This window comes from Erwinia sp. AnSW2-5, assembly GCF_045107195.1.
Classification (GTDB): Bacteria; Pseudomonadota; Gammaproteobacteria; order Enterobacterales; family Enterobacteriaceae; genus Erwinia.
Map to the genome: position 1 here is coordinate 93,962 of NZ_JBJGXA010000005.1, position 13,796 is coordinate 107,757.

General features: G+C 51.6%; 13 protein-coding genes, 1 pseudogene and 1 other annotated feature. Of the genes and pseudogenes, 5 read left to right on the plus strand and 9 right to left on the minus strand.

Annotated elements, in window-relative coordinates; translation table 11 throughout:
- Positions 1 to 7: 7 nt before the first annotated feature.
- Together ACFL9S_RS04965 and ACFL9S_RS04970 are read right to left on the minus strand one after the other, a co-directional pair.
- On the minus strand, positions 8 to 547 hold the full coding sequence (locus tag ACFL9S_RS04965; RefSeq protein WP_405260625.1) for a septation protein A: 540 nt from the start codon (positions 545 to 547) through the stop codon (positions 8 to 10).
- Between the two features lie 74 nt (positions 548 to 621).
- Positions 622 to 1,359, minus strand: coding sequence for a YciC family protein (locus ACFL9S_RS04970; RefSeq protein ID WP_405260627.1), 738 nt, complete (start codon positions 1,357 to 1,359; stop codon positions 622 to 624).
- A 370-nt stretch (positions 1,360 to 1,729) separates the two neighbouring features.
- On the opposite strand from ACFL9S_RS04970, the gene ompW reads away from it, so the two are divergent.
- Positions 1,730 to 2,365 carry an outer membrane protein OmpW gene (gene ompW / locus ACFL9S_RS04975; RefSeq protein ID WP_405260628.1) on the plus strand — a complete coding sequence of 212 codons (636 nt, stop codon included), beginning with the start codon at positions 1,730 to 1,732 and terminating at the stop codon, positions 2,363 to 2,365.
- A 58-nt stretch (positions 2,366 to 2,423) separates the two neighbouring features.
- Here the strand turns inward: ompW and ACFL9S_RS04980 are convergent, their stop codons facing one another.
- The gene (locus ACFL9S_RS04980) at positions 2,424 to 2,738 is read right to left on the minus strand and encodes a BON domain-containing protein (protein WP_405260630.1); all 315 of its coding nucleotides are present in this window, start codon (positions 2,736 to 2,738) and stop codon (positions 2,424 to 2,426) included.
- 395 nt (positions 2,739 to 3,133) lie between these two features.
- Between ACFL9S_RS04980 and ACFL9S_RS04985 the strand changes: the two genes are divergently transcribed.
- The gene (locus ACFL9S_RS04985; RefSeq protein ID WP_405260632.1) at positions 3,134 to 3,322 is read left to right on the plus strand and encodes a hypothetical protein; all 189 of its coding nucleotides are present in this window, start codon (positions 3,134 to 3,136) and stop codon (positions 3,320 to 3,322) included.
- Here ACFL9S_RS04985 and ACFL9S_RS04990 read toward each other — a convergent pair.
- A complete protein-coding gene (locus ACFL9S_RS04990; protein ID WP_405260634.1) occupies positions 3,294 to 3,989 on the minus strand; it encodes a hypothetical protein in 696 nt (231 codons plus the stop codon). The genes ACFL9S_RS04985 and ACFL9S_RS04990 overlap by 29 nt on opposite strands.
- Positions 3,990 to 4,284: 295 nt before the next feature.
- On the opposite strand from ACFL9S_RS04990, the gene ACFL9S_RS04995 reads away from it, so the two are divergent.
- Positions 4,285 to 5,142, plus strand: a complete 858-nt coding sequence (locus tag ACFL9S_RS04995) for a hypothetical protein (RefSeq protein ID WP_405260635.1) — start codon at positions 4,285 to 4,287, stop codon at positions 5,140 to 5,142.
- Positions 5,143 to 5,422: 280 nt separating this feature from the next.
- Here ACFL9S_RS04995 and trpA read toward each other — a convergent pair whose 3' ends face one another.
- The 5 genes and pseudogenes from trpA to ACFL9S_RS05020 all read right to left on the minus strand — a co-directional run bounded on the left by trpA (position 5,423) and on the right by ACFL9S_RS05020 (position 11,951).
- Positions 5,423 to 6,229 (minus strand): tryptophan synthase subunit alpha, encoded by an 807-nt coding sequence (gene trpA, locus ACFL9S_RS05000; protein ID WP_405260636.1) that lies wholly within the window; start codon positions 6,227 to 6,229, stop codon positions 5,423 to 5,425.
- Positions 6,229 to 7,419: a tryptophan synthase subunit beta gene (trpB, locus tag ACFL9S_RS05005; protein WP_405260637.1), complete on the minus strand. Its 1,191-nt coding sequence runs from the start codon at positions 7,417 to 7,419 to the stop codon at positions 6,229 to 6,231. The genes trpA and trpB overlap by 1 nt, the downstream gene beginning before the upstream one ends.
- Positions 7,420 to 7,433: 14 nt before the next feature.
- A complete protein-coding gene (trpCF, locus tag ACFL9S_RS05010) occupies positions 7,434 to 8,795 on the minus strand; it encodes a bifunctional indole-3-glycerol-phosphate synthase TrpC/phosphoribosylanthranilate isomerase TrpF (protein WP_405260638.1) in 1,362 nt (453 codons plus the stop codon).
- 2 nt (positions 8,796 to 8,797) lie between these two features.
- A pseudogene (gene trpD, locus ACFL9S_RS05015) lies at positions 8,798 to 10,389 on the minus strand (bifunctional anthranilate synthase glutamate amidotransferase component TrpG/anthranilate phosphoribosyltransferase TrpD).
- The gene (locus ACFL9S_RS05020; protein ID WP_405260640.1) at positions 10,389 to 11,951 is read right to left on the minus strand and encodes an anthranilate synthase component 1; all 1,563 of its coding nucleotides are present in this window, start codon (positions 11,949 to 11,951) and stop codon (positions 10,389 to 10,391) included. The pseudogene trpD and the gene ACFL9S_RS05020 overlap by 1 nt, the downstream one beginning before the upstream one ends.
- A gap of 23 nt (positions 11,952 to 11,974) precedes the next feature.
- Positions 11,975 to 12,073 (minus strand) — a sequence feature (Trp leader region).
- 156 nt (positions 12,074 to 12,229) lie between these two features.
- Between ACFL9S_RS05020 and ACFL9S_RS05025 the strand changes: the two genes are divergently transcribed.
- Together ACFL9S_RS05025 and ACFL9S_RS05030 are read left to right on the plus strand one after the other, a co-directional pair.
- Positions 12,230 to 13,141, plus strand: coding sequence for a PHP domain-containing protein (locus tag ACFL9S_RS05025; RefSeq protein WP_405260642.1), 912 nt, complete (start codon positions 12,230 to 12,232; stop codon positions 13,139 to 13,141).
- Positions 13,141 to 13,761, plus strand: coding sequence for an L-threonylcarbamoyladenylate synthase (locus tag ACFL9S_RS05030; protein ID WP_133841897.1), 621 nt, complete (start codon positions 13,141 to 13,143; stop codon positions 13,759 to 13,761). Before ACFL9S_RS05025 ends, ACFL9S_RS05030 begins: the two co-directional genes overlap by 1 nt.
- Positions 13,762 to 13,796: the final 35 nt, after the last annotated feature.

The window sequence follows — 13,796 nt, forward strand, 5'->3', positions numbered from 1 at the left end:
TTAACGCTTATTTTTCTTCTTGTTGTGGCATCAGACGGTAAATATAGACACCGCTTAATAACGTAAACAGCAGGGTTAAGGCACTCAGACCGAAGACTTTAAAGTTCATCCAGATGTCCTGGGAAAGCCAGAAAGCCACATAGATGTTGGCCAGGCCGCAGGTGAGGAAAAAGATCGCCCAGGCAATATTCAGGCGTCGCCAGGCAAATTCCGGCAACTGAATCTCTTTGCCCAGCATTTTCTGGATAAGAGGTTGTTTCATAAACCACTGGCTGAACAGCAGTGCGATAGCAAACAGACCGTAAATAATGGTGACTTTCCATTTAATAAAGTCTGGATTATGCAGCGCAATCGTCAGGGTGCCAAAAATGGCCACCAGAGCGAAGGTGATCAGCGACATTTTTTCCAGCTTGCGATACAGCAGCCAGCTGGCGACCAGCGCCAGGCCTGAGGCCACAATCAATGCGCCAGACGCAACAAAAATGTCGTACAGCTTGTAGAAGACAAAAAAGACTACAAGAGGGAGAAAGTCGAGTAACTGCTTCATAGCGGCTTCCAAATAACAGACTAAACCGAAATATTATGAACCGGGAATGTCTCTGTCGAGGCATTCCCCATTAATTAACGTAACAGCATATACAGGCGTGACAAATAGATAATCAGTATGGCTGAAATCAGATTGCTAATGGCGTTCAGCAGCACGGAGGCCACATCAGCCGGTAACCACAGCAGTGAAGAGGCCAGCAGCAGCACAATCAGTTTCGCCACAATCCACAGAACAACAGCCGGAGCCACCAGTTTCATCTGGCTCCATCCCAGGCGAACGCTGGTGCGCATTGCCGCGAAAACGCCAGTTTTCTCTGTGTTCATGATGATCGGTGACAACGCCAGCGTAACGGCCAGTAACACACCCGGCACCACCAGCACCATAAAGCCAAGCTGAATCACTAACGTCATCAGGAACGTCAGCAGCAGCAGGCGCGGTAACAGCGGTGCAGAAGCACCAATGGCCCGCAGTGCGCTGACACGCTGCCCGGATGACACCATCGGGATCAGACACAGCATGCCACCCAGCAGCAGCACATTCCCCACCAGCGAGGCGAACGTCCCCGCGGCAGAGGCTTTTAGCAGCACCTTTTGTTGCTCCGGCGACATGTTTTGAATCATTTCCATCAGGCTGCCGGCCGAACCTGCGGCACCGTCACCCAGGATCTTCATCTGTTCGGCGTCGGGTGTAAATGCCTTGCCGAGCATCATGGTGATAAATGAGGTCAGAAGCGCCATCAGTATAATGGTAACCATCTGATGGCGGAAAAAATTCCCCGTGTCACGGTATAGCGAACCCGCCGTGATAGACATGTACTCTCCTTGAAAGGCCGGTGTTATAGACCGGGCGATTGTACATGCTCAGATGGGGTGCTGGCACTCAGATTGACATAACTTTCGATTTAAGAAGGTATTACCGCGACTTTCACGCGCTGCAGCATGACATTTCCCGGCATCAGACCTGACGGTGCGCCATTTCTCGTTTTCCCTTTCTCGATCAATAAGATGAATTCCTGTGCGAATCGGCCAAATTTGATCTAAATCAACCCTATGTTTTATATCAGTTTTATACGGATTGATTCACATGACCTTTTGCGTAAATCAGCGTAAATATATGCGTGATTTCGCACTAAGGCCTCGTAGCAGGCCACATGCTGACAACTTTTTGATAAAAGGAATGGTTATGAAACTGAAAGCACTGGCACTGGCTCTTGTTACCTTACTTCCTGTTGTTGCCTCCGCCCACGAAGCCGGGGACTTCTTTATGCGCGTCGGCTCAGCGACCGTTCGTCCGACCGGTGGCTCTGACAATGTCATGGGGCTGGGTGAGTTCGATATCGATAACAATACCCAGCTGGGTCTGACTTTTACCTATATGGCGACTGACAATATGGGTATTGAGTTGCTCGGTGCAACCCCATTTAAACATCACGTGGGACTCCAGGCGACGGGCACACTGGCTACGGTTCATCAACTGCCACCCACGCTAATGGCACAGTGGTACTTCATGGGCAATACCAGCAAATGGCAGCCTTATGCGGGTATTGGCGTCAACTACACCATGTTCTATGACACTGACTTTAATGACACCGGGCGAGCGGCAGGGCTGAGTAACCTGAACGTGAAGAACTCCTGGGGTATTGCGGGGCAGTTAGGTCTTGATTATCAATTAACGCCAGACTGGATGCTGAATGCATCACTGTGGTACATGGATATTAATACTAAAGTCAGTTTCGACTCTCAGACGGCAGGCCATCAGAGTATTGATACGCACATTAACCCGTTCGTGTTCTTCTTCGGGGCGGGTTACCGTTTCTAAGCTTCGGCAGAAACAAGAAAGGCGCGAACGTCGCGCCTTTTTCTGTTTTTACAGGGTGTTACTTAATCTGCATATTATTTACCACCGATTTCACCCCTGCCACACCACGAGTGACCTGCACGGCACGGTTTGCCGCCTGCGGAGAACTGACAAAACCGCTTAACTGCACGCGGCCTTTAAAGGTCTCAACATTGATTTCTGTCGACTTCAGCGACTTATCATTCAGCAACCCGGCTTTCACCTTGGTTGTCACCACCGTATCGTCAATATATCCGCCAGTACCTTCTTTGGTTGCCGTAGGCGCACAGGCGCTGACGGACAGCGTCACAACAGCGGCAATAACCAGACCCGATAAGACTTTAAACAATTTCATTGCATCTCTCCCTGTCGTCATCAAAAGGCAGTCATCCGCGTGATTGCGGTTCACAGTAATAGTTGTTCACAGAGGGGAGGAAAGCAAATCGGGAGTGTGACAAACAGAAAGAAAATAATGCCTTATTACAGAAATAAGGCATTAACAGAGATTAGCTGCGGGTGGCGGCTTTCAGCGAGCTGGCAAACGCGGTCAGCTCTTTCAGCATCACATCCGGTTGGGCCAGGTTGTTCTCAATGATTTTGACAATCGGCGGGCCTGAATCGCCCCGGCGGCACCTGAAAGTTCACTCAGACACGCGGCAAATCAGCATCACTAAGTAAGACGGCAAGGTAAGGAATAATTTCACTGATAGTTTTAGTGTCTACCATCATAAACTATTCTTTGAGGTTCGTATGGAGTATGCCTTAGCAGCAAAGATAGAGGCACGTATCAAACGTGAGTTGCCAGTAGGATTTATAAGTAAAAACGAAATGAAGGATGGTTATACTGAAACCGCCAGCCCTGACTGTTTAGATCAGATGCTGGCGATTTATGAAGAAGAGATAGCTACTACTATGAATCCTTTTTTGCGAGTGATGTGAAGTCAAATTTTTCGTTAAAAGGTATGTTTAATATTTCTTCGGTTATTCTGCTTTGTATTTCAAATGTTTCAAAAAGCTTGTTGTTACCAATTAGTAAAAAAATGAAGTCATTGATGTTGTTATCACTATGTGAGTGTATTTGTTTAACGGTTTCGATTGAATGTCCAATATCAAACATTGATTGACCGAATTTTTCACTTTCTTTAAAAATGATCCTCCAGTTCGTAAATAGCTGATGTAGAATCAAAAGGTCAAATATTTTTTTATGTAGATCTTCGATGCTTTTTATTATATCGGAGGCTGTTCTGGTCGTTGGCTCTCTAAATTCAATTTCTGAACCGCATTCATTAATATGGCGTAGCTTATACGAGATATCTAACATCTTTAAAGAAAAGGATGAATATTCATTCATGAATTCCTCTGCTTTTTTAAACGCAGCATCATTGATTTTACTGTTCAACCATTTATTAACTTTAAATCCAGTGTAACCAGCAAGCATTAACGCACCGCCAGCAAATGCCGCTGAGAAAGCATCTGGGCTGATTTCTTCGGAAAAGTAGAATAGATCTACTAAAGATAAAGAGTAAACACCAGCAAAGAAACTAACTACACCAATCGGGTTAAAAAAAACTTTCATCCATTTAACCGGCTTTTCAAAATATAACATATTCATTCCTTGAGGGATCTACATTAAGAGGATATTACAATGAGTTCATTTAGAGAACAACTTAAACAAGGAGCGTTTCAACGTTCCAAAACAATACAGTCAAAGATTCATAAATTCATTGGTAACTTCACCATTACCGAAGAAGGATACTGTGAATTTGACTTTAGTAAGGAAGAAAACTTCTTCTTACTGAAAGCTTCCTGGATCGATTCTAAGCGGTGTGAGGGGGAGTGCGATAAGCATGTCACATGGTGTAAGATAACCCTGCAACGTTGCTTAGGGGAAGGATTCAGTAGTGAAAAGTGCTAAGGAAGTATGGAGCTTTGTTAAAGCTTATATCGGAAAGTATTACATAGCATTCTTGTTTGGTGGTGTGATGTGGATGCTACTGGATGTTTATGCTACCAAGGGTATAGATGCTTCTTTTGTTTCTGCTTGTACGGATGTTTCTTTAGTAGTCTTTGCTTTCATTACATTATTTTCAGCCAAAAAGGAATGGGCGAAGTGGTTAAAACAAGATGGGTATAAAATTGCTTCAGAGTTAATGAATGACAAGTTTATAAAAACATTTGAGATTAGTAATGATTTAAGCAATCAGATTAGAAATGTCGAAAATGCAGCGGCAGGTATAATTAATTCCCTGCCAAAGGAAGCTTTAAATATTGAAGATTTTAGCTCAGTGCATAAAGTTGCAAATCTTTCAATGAGGCTAAGGTCTAAATTCGAAAAGCTTAATGAGAGTGTAAGTCCATTAAGAGAGGAGCTTTATAAAAATATATTTCCACTAAGTCAGGAAATACAGTTTACTATATTAAAAATGAGAAATAATGGTGTTGATTTTTCCAAAAACAATAGTGGCCTCATGTTAAATGAACATTTTACTGATTTTTCTTCTTTAACAATACAATGTGAAAATTGTTATGTTGCAATTTCTCAATATTTGTTTGCTATGAAAATGACTAACAATCCATTTAATGAGTGTGAAGATTTCATTTTAAGTAAATTTAACTACGGGCAACTTGATAAGGTTTTTGAGATAAAATCGCATGTAGATGAAATTAAAAGGTTAGCAAGTGTGATACGTGCAAATCTTAACGAATTAACTGTAGCGGCTAAGAATAAAAAAACCATTGCTGATTACTTCGATTTATAATTGAGTGGTAAAAATTCAATCATATTCTCGGTGAAATATCTAAGGGGTTTTCTAAAGAAAAGAGTTGTACCCCCAAGTAGTGGTTGCATAAGGTTCTGAATTGTAATGAGTTTAATCTAAGGTGCTGATTGGCAGGATATGAATTACTTTTTTAAATGATTGTCGGCATTGCCCCGTTATTTTGTTCAAAGTTGTTCACAGAGGGGAGGAAAGCAAATCGGGAGTGTGACAAACAGAAAGAAAATAATGCCTTATTACAGAAATAAGGCATTAACCGGGATTAGCTGCGGGTGGCGGCCTTCAGCGAGCTGGCAAACGCGGTCAGCTCTTTCAGCATCACATCCGGTTGGGCCAGGTTCTTCTCAATGATTTTGACAATTGCCGAGCCTGAAATCGCCCCGGCGGCACCGGAACCGATCGCCTCTTTAACCTGTGACGGCTCAGAAATACCAAAGCCCTGCAATGCCGGTGCCGCATGGTATTCGCGCAGCTTGTCGACCAGATGTTTCAGCGGCAGATTGGCGCGGGTTTCGGAACCCGTCACCCCGGCGCGCGACAGCAGGTAGGTATAACCCCGGCCGTGCGATGCGATTTCACGCAGCAGATCGTCGCTGGCGTTCGGCGGGCAGATAAAGATCGGGGCGATGTTATGGCGCAGGGCCGACTGCCGGAAGGGCGCTGACTCTTCTACCGGGACATCCGCTATCAGCACCGAATCAACGCCCGCCTGCTGGCAACGCGCATAGAAATTATCGATGCCGTTGGAGAACACCAGGTTAGCGTACATCAGCAGGCCAATCGGCAGCTCCGGGTATTTCTGGCGAATAGCGGCCAGCATCTCGAAGCATTGTGATGGCGTCACGCCTGCGGCGAAGGCGCGCAGGTTAGCATTCTGAATGGTCGGGCCATCTGCCAGCGGATCGGAGAAGGGAATGCCCAGTTCCAGGGCGTCCGCGCCGCCAGCCACCAGGGCATCAATGATCTGCAATGACAGTTCAGGATTGGGGTCACCAAGGGTAACGAAGGGCACAAAAGCGCCTTCTTTACGATCTGCCAGGCGTTTAAAACAGAGGTCGTAACGTTCCATCAAATTTCTCCCTTAGCGGTAAAGATGTCATGCACGGTGAAGATGTCTTTGTCACCACGGCCGGAAAGGTTCACCACCAGCAGTTGCTCTTTCTCCGGGGCTTCGCGCATCATTTTCAGGGCATGAGCCAGCGCGTGTGACGACTCCAGTGCAGGAATGATCCCCTCGCTGCGGCACAGCGTTTTGAAGGCATCCAGCGCTTCGTCATCCGTAACGGAGACGTAATCGGCGCGGCCAATGCTGTTGAGATAGGCGTGCTGCGGGCCGACTGACGGGAAGTCGAGACCGGCAGAAATCGAGTAAGACTCTTCAATCTGGCCGTCGTGGGTTTGCATCATGGGGGACTTCATCCCGAAATAGATGCCAACGCGGCCATGCTTCAGCGGCGCGCCGTGCTCACCGCTTTCAATACCGTGACCGGCAGGTTCAACGCCGATCAGACCGACGCTGGTGTCATCAATAAAATCAGCAAACATACCGATAGCATTAGAACCGCCACCGACACAGGCAATCAACGCATCCGGCAGACGGCCTTCTTTTTCCAGGATCTGCGCTTTGGTCTCTTCACCAATCATGCGCTGGAACTCACGCACGATGGTCGGGAACGGATGCGGGCCTGCTGCGGTGCCCAGCATATAGTGGGCGGTTTCATAGCTGCCCGACCAGTCGCGCAGCGCTTCGTTACAGGCATCTTTCAGCGTTGAGGAACCGCTGTGTACCGGGATCACTTCTGCGCCCATCAGTTTCATACGGAACACGTTCGGCGACTGGCGTTCGATATCTTTCGCGCCCATATAGATACGGCATTTCAGGCCCAGCAGGGCGCTGGCAAGGGCAGACGCCACGCCGTGCTGACCGGCACCCGTCTCCGCGATAATCTCTGTTTTCCCCATGCGCTTAGCCAGCAATGCCTGGCCCAGCACCTGGTTGGTTTTGTGCGCGCCGCCGTGCAGCAGGTCTTCACGCTTCAGATACAGGCGGGTTTTGGTGCCTTTTGTCAGGTTCTTACACAGGGTAAGAGCGGTAGGGCGGCCAGCATAGTTTTTCAGCAGGTCGGTAAATTCCGCCTGAAATGCCGGGTCACTCTGGGCGCTGATAAAAGCATCTTCCAGCTGGATCAGCGCAGGCATCAGGATCTGCGGCACATACATGCCGCCAAACTCACCAAAATACGGATTTAATCGGGTCATGTCGTTTCTCTTTATCAGTAGGCTTTCAGTGTCTGAAACACTGAGGCAATTTTACCGGCATCTTTCACTCCAGGGGCACTTTCCACGCCGGAGTTGAAGTCGAGGCCCGCACAGCCGAGCTGTGCCGCCTGTACGCAATTTTCTGCACCCAGCCCACCGGCCAGCAGCACATTCCCCAGCGACTGACCTGCAAGCAACGACCAGTCGAAGGCCTGACCGCTGCCGCCCTTGCCGTGGTCGAAGACGTAGCGGTCAACACCCGTCCAGTCACGGTCGGGCAGGCTGTCGCTGATGCTGAACGCTTTCCAGATTTTTACTGTTTCCGGCAGTTCGCGGCGTAACTGGCAAACGTAGTCGCGATCTTCATCCCCATGCAGCTGCACGGCGAAGAGGTTAAGCTGTTGTGCGTAAGTGACAACGTCACTGATGGAATTGTTACGGAACACGCCAACATACTTCAGGGCAGCGGCGGGGATCACCTGCTGAGCCTGTTCGATGCTGATCTGGCGCGGTGAACCCTCGGCAAAGATCAGGCCACCGTACAGTGCTCCCGCCTCCAGTGCGTTGCGGGCATCTTCGGCACGCGTCAGGCCGCAGACTTTATTGTCACCGATAATCACCCGACGAACGGCGGCAGCGAGGTCATCTTCTGACATCAGCGCCGAACCAATCAGGAAGCCGTTAGCAAAGCGGCTCAGTTCGCGCACTTGCGCATAATTGTTGATGCCGGACTCGCTGATCACCGTGACGCCATGAGCGACTTTCGGTGCCAGGCGGCGGGTGCGATCCAGGTCGATGGAGAGGTCGCGCAGGTCACGGTTATTAATGCCGACCACTTTGGCACCCAGCGCGGTCGCGCGCTCCAGCTCTTCATCGCTGATCACTTCCGTCAGCACGCCCATGTTCAGGCTGTGCGCCACGGCTGCCAGCTGGCGATACTGATCGTCATTCAGCACCGAGAGCATCAGCAGAATGGCATCGGCCTGATAATGGCGCGCCAGGTAGATCTGATACGGGTCAATAATAAAGTCTTTGCACAGCACTGGCTGGGTCACAATACCGCTGACGATGGGCAGGAAATCAAAGCTTCCCTGGAAGTATTTCTCATCCGTCAGCACCGAAATGGCAGAGGCATAATGCTTATACACGCCAGCGATCACGGCCGGGTCAAAGTCTTCGCGGATCACGCCTTTCGAGGGCGATGCCTTTTTGCATTCCAGAATAAACACGGTGCGCGCACCTTTCAGCGCGTCGTAAAAGCTGCGCGTCGAGGGCGTGATGCCGTTCTGGAAGGTGGCCAGCGGCTGCTGCAACTGACGCTCTGCCAGCCACACCGCTTTGTCCTGAACGATTTTAGTGAGTACGGTTTCCTGCATGATTATCCTCTTGCTGCCAGTGCGACCACATGCTCGTAGGCTTTGCCGCTGCGAATAGTTTTCAGCGCCTGTTGGGCATTGTGTCGTAAGTCTTCATGACCAAAAATTTTCAGCAACAGGGCGACGTTTGCCGCTACGGCTTCTTCGTGCGCCAGCTCGCCATTACCCTGGAGTAAACGCGTTAAAATGTCACGGTTTTCTTCCGGTGAACCCCCGGCCAGCGCCTCTTGCGGGTGATAGCTCAGGCCAAAATCTTCGGCGGTTAACTGGTAACTGGTGATCTCGCCGTCACGCAGTTCTGCCACATGGGTAGCGCTGTGCAGCGCCACTTCATCCATGCCACCGCCATGTACCACTGCCGCACGCTGGTAACCCAGCACTTTCAGCGTCTGCGCAATCGGCAGCACCAGTTCCGGGCTGTAAACACCGATCACCGCCAGCGGCGGGCGTGCCGGGTTAATTAACGGGCCAAGCACGTTAAAGATAGTGCGCGTCTTCAGCTCTTTGCGCACCGGCATCGCATGACGAAAACCGCTGTGATACTGAGGGGCAAACAGGAAGCAGACGTTCAGTTCATCCAGCGCCTGGCGTGCCTGCTCGGCGGGCAAATCCAGGCTGATGCCGAAAGCGGCCAGCAAGTCGGACGAGCCAGATTTACTGGAAACACTGCGGTTACCGTGCTTCGCCACTTTCAGTCCGCACGCGGCAGCCACAAATGCGCTGGCGGTGGAAATATTAATGCTGTTACTGCCGTCACCGCCGGTCCCGACGATATCTGCAAACGGATAATCCGGGCGCGGGAAGGGCTTCGCGTCTTCTAACAAGGCAGTGGCCGCCCCGGCAATTTCCTGCGGGCGCTCGCCGCGGATCTTCATGGCGATCAGCGCCCCCGCCAGCTGGGTCGGCTCCAGCTGCCCGGTAATAATCGCCGAAAACAGCTGGTGGCTCTCTGCCTGCGTCAGGATCTCGGCCTGGTATAATTTTTCCAGAATAGTGTTCATTGCTGTCTCCTTGATCACGCCAGCGCCCAGGCAAGAGTGTTTTCCAGCAGGCGTGCGCCCTGGCTGGTAAGAATAGATTCCGGGTGGAACTGGAAGCCACAGACACGGTTGGCGTCATCACGAACGGCCATCACCATGCCGTTATAGGTGGCGTTAACCGTTAATCCCTCGGGAATATTGCTGCCGACCAGCGAGTGGTAACGCGCGACCGGTAAGGGGTTGTTCAGCCCGGCAAACATGCCCTGATCGTCATGCTCAATCGCCGAGGCTTTCCCGTGCAGGATTTCGCCCGCCTGGCCCACGTGGCCGCCATAGGCTTCAACAATCGCCTGATGGCCGAGGCAGATACCGATAATCGGCAGCTGGCCGCGTAACGCCTGTAACAGCTCAGGCATACAGCCCGCTTCTGATGGCGCGCCCGGTCCAGGAGAGAGCATCAGCACCGGATTTTCCATCTGCTGTAAACGCGCAATCAGCTGGTCCGCCGGAACGTTGTTACGGTAAATCACCACGTTATGGCCAAAGGCACGTAACTGGTCGACGAGGTTGTAGGTAAATGAGTCGAAGTTATCGAGCAGCAGAATATCGGCCATCAGAACATCTCCTTGCTGTGGTGCGCTGTAGCGATTGCACGCAGAACGGCGCGCGCTTTATTGCGGCTTTCATCCGCTTCCGCCTGCGGATGAGAATCCAGAACCACCCCGGCGCCGGCCTGAACCGTTGCCACGCCGTCTTCAACGTAGGCAGAGCGGATAACAATGCAGGTATCCAGGTCGCCGCTGGCAGTAAAGTAACCGACCGCACCGCCGTAGCTGCCGCGACGGGTGCCTTCAGCTTTAGCAATCAGCTGCATGGCACGCACTTTCGGTGCGCCGCTCAGGGTGCCCATATTCATGCAGGCACGATAAGCATGCAGCACATCGATATCGCCACGCAGCTGGCCGACCACGCGGGAAACCAGATGCATCACAAAGGTGTAACGGTCCACTTTGGTCAGGTCGGCGACATAACGGGTGCCTGGCTCACAGATGCGCGCCAGATCGTTACGAGCGAGGTCAACCAGCATCAGATGCTCAGCCATCTCTTTATGGTCGGTGCGCATTTCCAGCTCAATGCGGCTGTCGAGGTCGCGATCCAGCGATCCATCCGCATGGCGGCCGCGTGGGCGGGTACCGGCAATCGGGTAGATTTCAATCTGGTTACTGATGGCGTCATATTTCAGTGAGCTTTCCGGCGAGGCACCAAACAGGCTGAACTCGCGATCCTGCATAAAGAACATATACGGGCTTGGGTTGCTGTTCTTCAGCGTGTCATAGGCAGCCAGCGGCGACGGGCAGGGCAGCGAGAAGCGGCGGGAGGGCACCACCTGGAAGATCTCGCCGATGCGGATCGCGTCCTGCATCTGGCGCACCACCTGGCAGTAGTCCTCATCACTCTGGCTGACGCTGAGCTGCATGTTTTCGACGGTCTTCACTGGCAGCGCGCTAGCGGGTTGCAGCATCTGACCGTGCAGTTGCTCAATGCGGCTTTGCAGGCGCATAAACTCGGAAGGTGAATGAGTAAAGAGGCTGGCCTGCAGCCGCGCGCTTTGCGTCTGATGGTCAATCACCAGCAGCGTTTCTGCCAGATAGAAGCAGTAGTCCGGGCAGCGCTGTTCATTCTTTAATTCTGGCAGTGACTCAAAACCGGCCACCAGGTCATAAGCAAACAGGCCGCCGAGCAGCACGGCTTCGCGCTCTTCTGCCGGGGCGTTCACCAGCTGGGGGATCAGGCGCAGTGCATCAAATACCGACAGCGCACGCAGATTGGCGTCTTCATCAAGGAAAGCGTGGTTGACCGGGAACACCAGTTCGCGGCCATCCGGGCGCACGCTGTTCTCAACCGATTCCGGCAGCGCGGCATCCAGCAGCGGCAGCAACGCGCGACCATTCTCTGACAGCGCCTGCACCTGCACACGGTTATCGAGGGCGCTGATGCGCAGGGCGCTATCAACAATCAGCAGGCTTTTCAGGTTGCACTTGCTGTCAACATCCGCAGATTCCAGCAGCAGCGTCTCGGAGCGGGCGGCACAAAGCTGATGAAACACAGCGGCCGGATCTTCGCGGTAAGGTGCGTTGCCGGTAATCAACTTCACTGTAGGTTTGGCATTTTGCATGTGATGTTCTCTGTTTTTTGCTCAAAAAAAAGCCCGCATCAGGCGGGCTTGAGTATCTGCACTACGTATTAACCGTGCATGACAACCTCGCCCTTTCAGGGAGAAGTACGCCACCAACCAGTTATCAGAGAGAATGAATATGTCATGATACAGAGACCTTGCTTGTGAACTTGCGTACTAGTTAACTGGTTCGCAGGAGAAAAGTCAATACTCTTTTTCCCTTAAGGCAAAATGTCGGTATCATGCTGCGATATTTTTCTGTCTTTGCCGGAGTCGTTTTGACCGCAGTTGCCGCCTCACTCAGTGCTTTCCCTATCTACGATCTACACAGCCACACGCGGGCTTCCGACGGGTTACTGACCCCGGAGCAACTGGTCTTGCGTGCGGTGGAACAGCGCGTGGGCGTGCTGGCTATCACCGACCACGATACAACGGACGGCATTAAGCCTGCGCGTGAAGCGATTGCGCGTCATGCACTGCCGTTGCAGCTGATCAATGGTGTGGAGATCTCAACGTTGTGGGAGAACCATGAAATCCATATCGTCGGCCTGGGCATTGATATTGACCACCCACAGATGATCGCCTTCCTGGCAGAACAGAGCCAGCGGCGTCTGGCGCGCGCGGAACTGATCGCTGAACGGCTGGAAAAAGCCCATATTCCCGGCGCACTGGCGGGGGCGCTGGCGCTGGCAGAAGGCGGTGCCGTGACGCGTGGGCATTTTGCCCGCTTTCTGATTAACGCCGGTAAAGCGGACACCATGCAGCAGGTATTTAAAAATTACCTGGCACGCGGCAAAACCGGTTATGCCCCGCCACAGTGGTGTACAATTAAACAAGCTATTGATGCCATTCATCATTCTGGTGGCCGCGCAGTGGTGGCCCATCCGGGTCGCTACGGTTTGTCGGCAAAATGGCTGAAACGTCTGCTGGCTCACTTCAGCGAGCAGGGCGGCGAGGCGATGGAAGTGGCGCAGTGTCAGCAGGCACCCAATGAGCGTCAGCAGCTGGCACGCTATGCGCAGGACTATCAGTTAGCGGCCTCGCAAGGCTCTGACTTCCATCAGGCCTGCCCCTGGATTGAACTGGGAAAAAAATTGTGGCTGCCTGGCGGTGTCGAAGCGGTATGGCATCGTTTTCCTGAAATTGTTAATCAGGTTTGTGGCAGTGAAGCGCAAACAAGAGGTGTGTGATGAGTCAATTTTTCTATATTCACCCGGATAATCCTCAGCCGCGTCTGATCAAGCAGGCGGTTGAAATGCTCAACAAGGGCAGTGTGATTGTCTATCCGACCGATTCTGGCTATGCACTGGGATGTAAGCTGGAAGATAAAAGCGCGATGGAGCGTATTTGCCGCATTCGTCAGCTGGACGGTAACCATAACTTTACCCTGATGTGTCGTGACCTCTCCGAGTTGTCGACCTATGCGCACGTGGATAACACCGCGTTTCGCCTGATCAAGAACAACACGCCAGGGAACTACACGTTTATTCTGAAAGCCACCAAAGAGGTGCCACGCCGTCTGATGAGCGAGAAACGCAAGACGATCGGTCTGCGCGTACCCTCAAACCCGATTGCGCTGGAACTGCTGGAAGCACTGAATGAGCCGATGATGTCGACGTCACTGATGTTGCCGGGAAATGACTTTACCGAGTCCGATCCCGAAGCGATCCAGGATGAAATTGGCAAACTGGTGGACTTGATTATTCATGGCGGGTATCTCGGGCAGCAGCCGACCACCGTCATTGATTTAACGGAAAATACCCCGGAAGTGATCCGCGAGGGTGTGGGCGATATTCAGCCCTTTCTGTAAGCGATAATAACAGGCCGCTGGGAATGGGCCTGTTA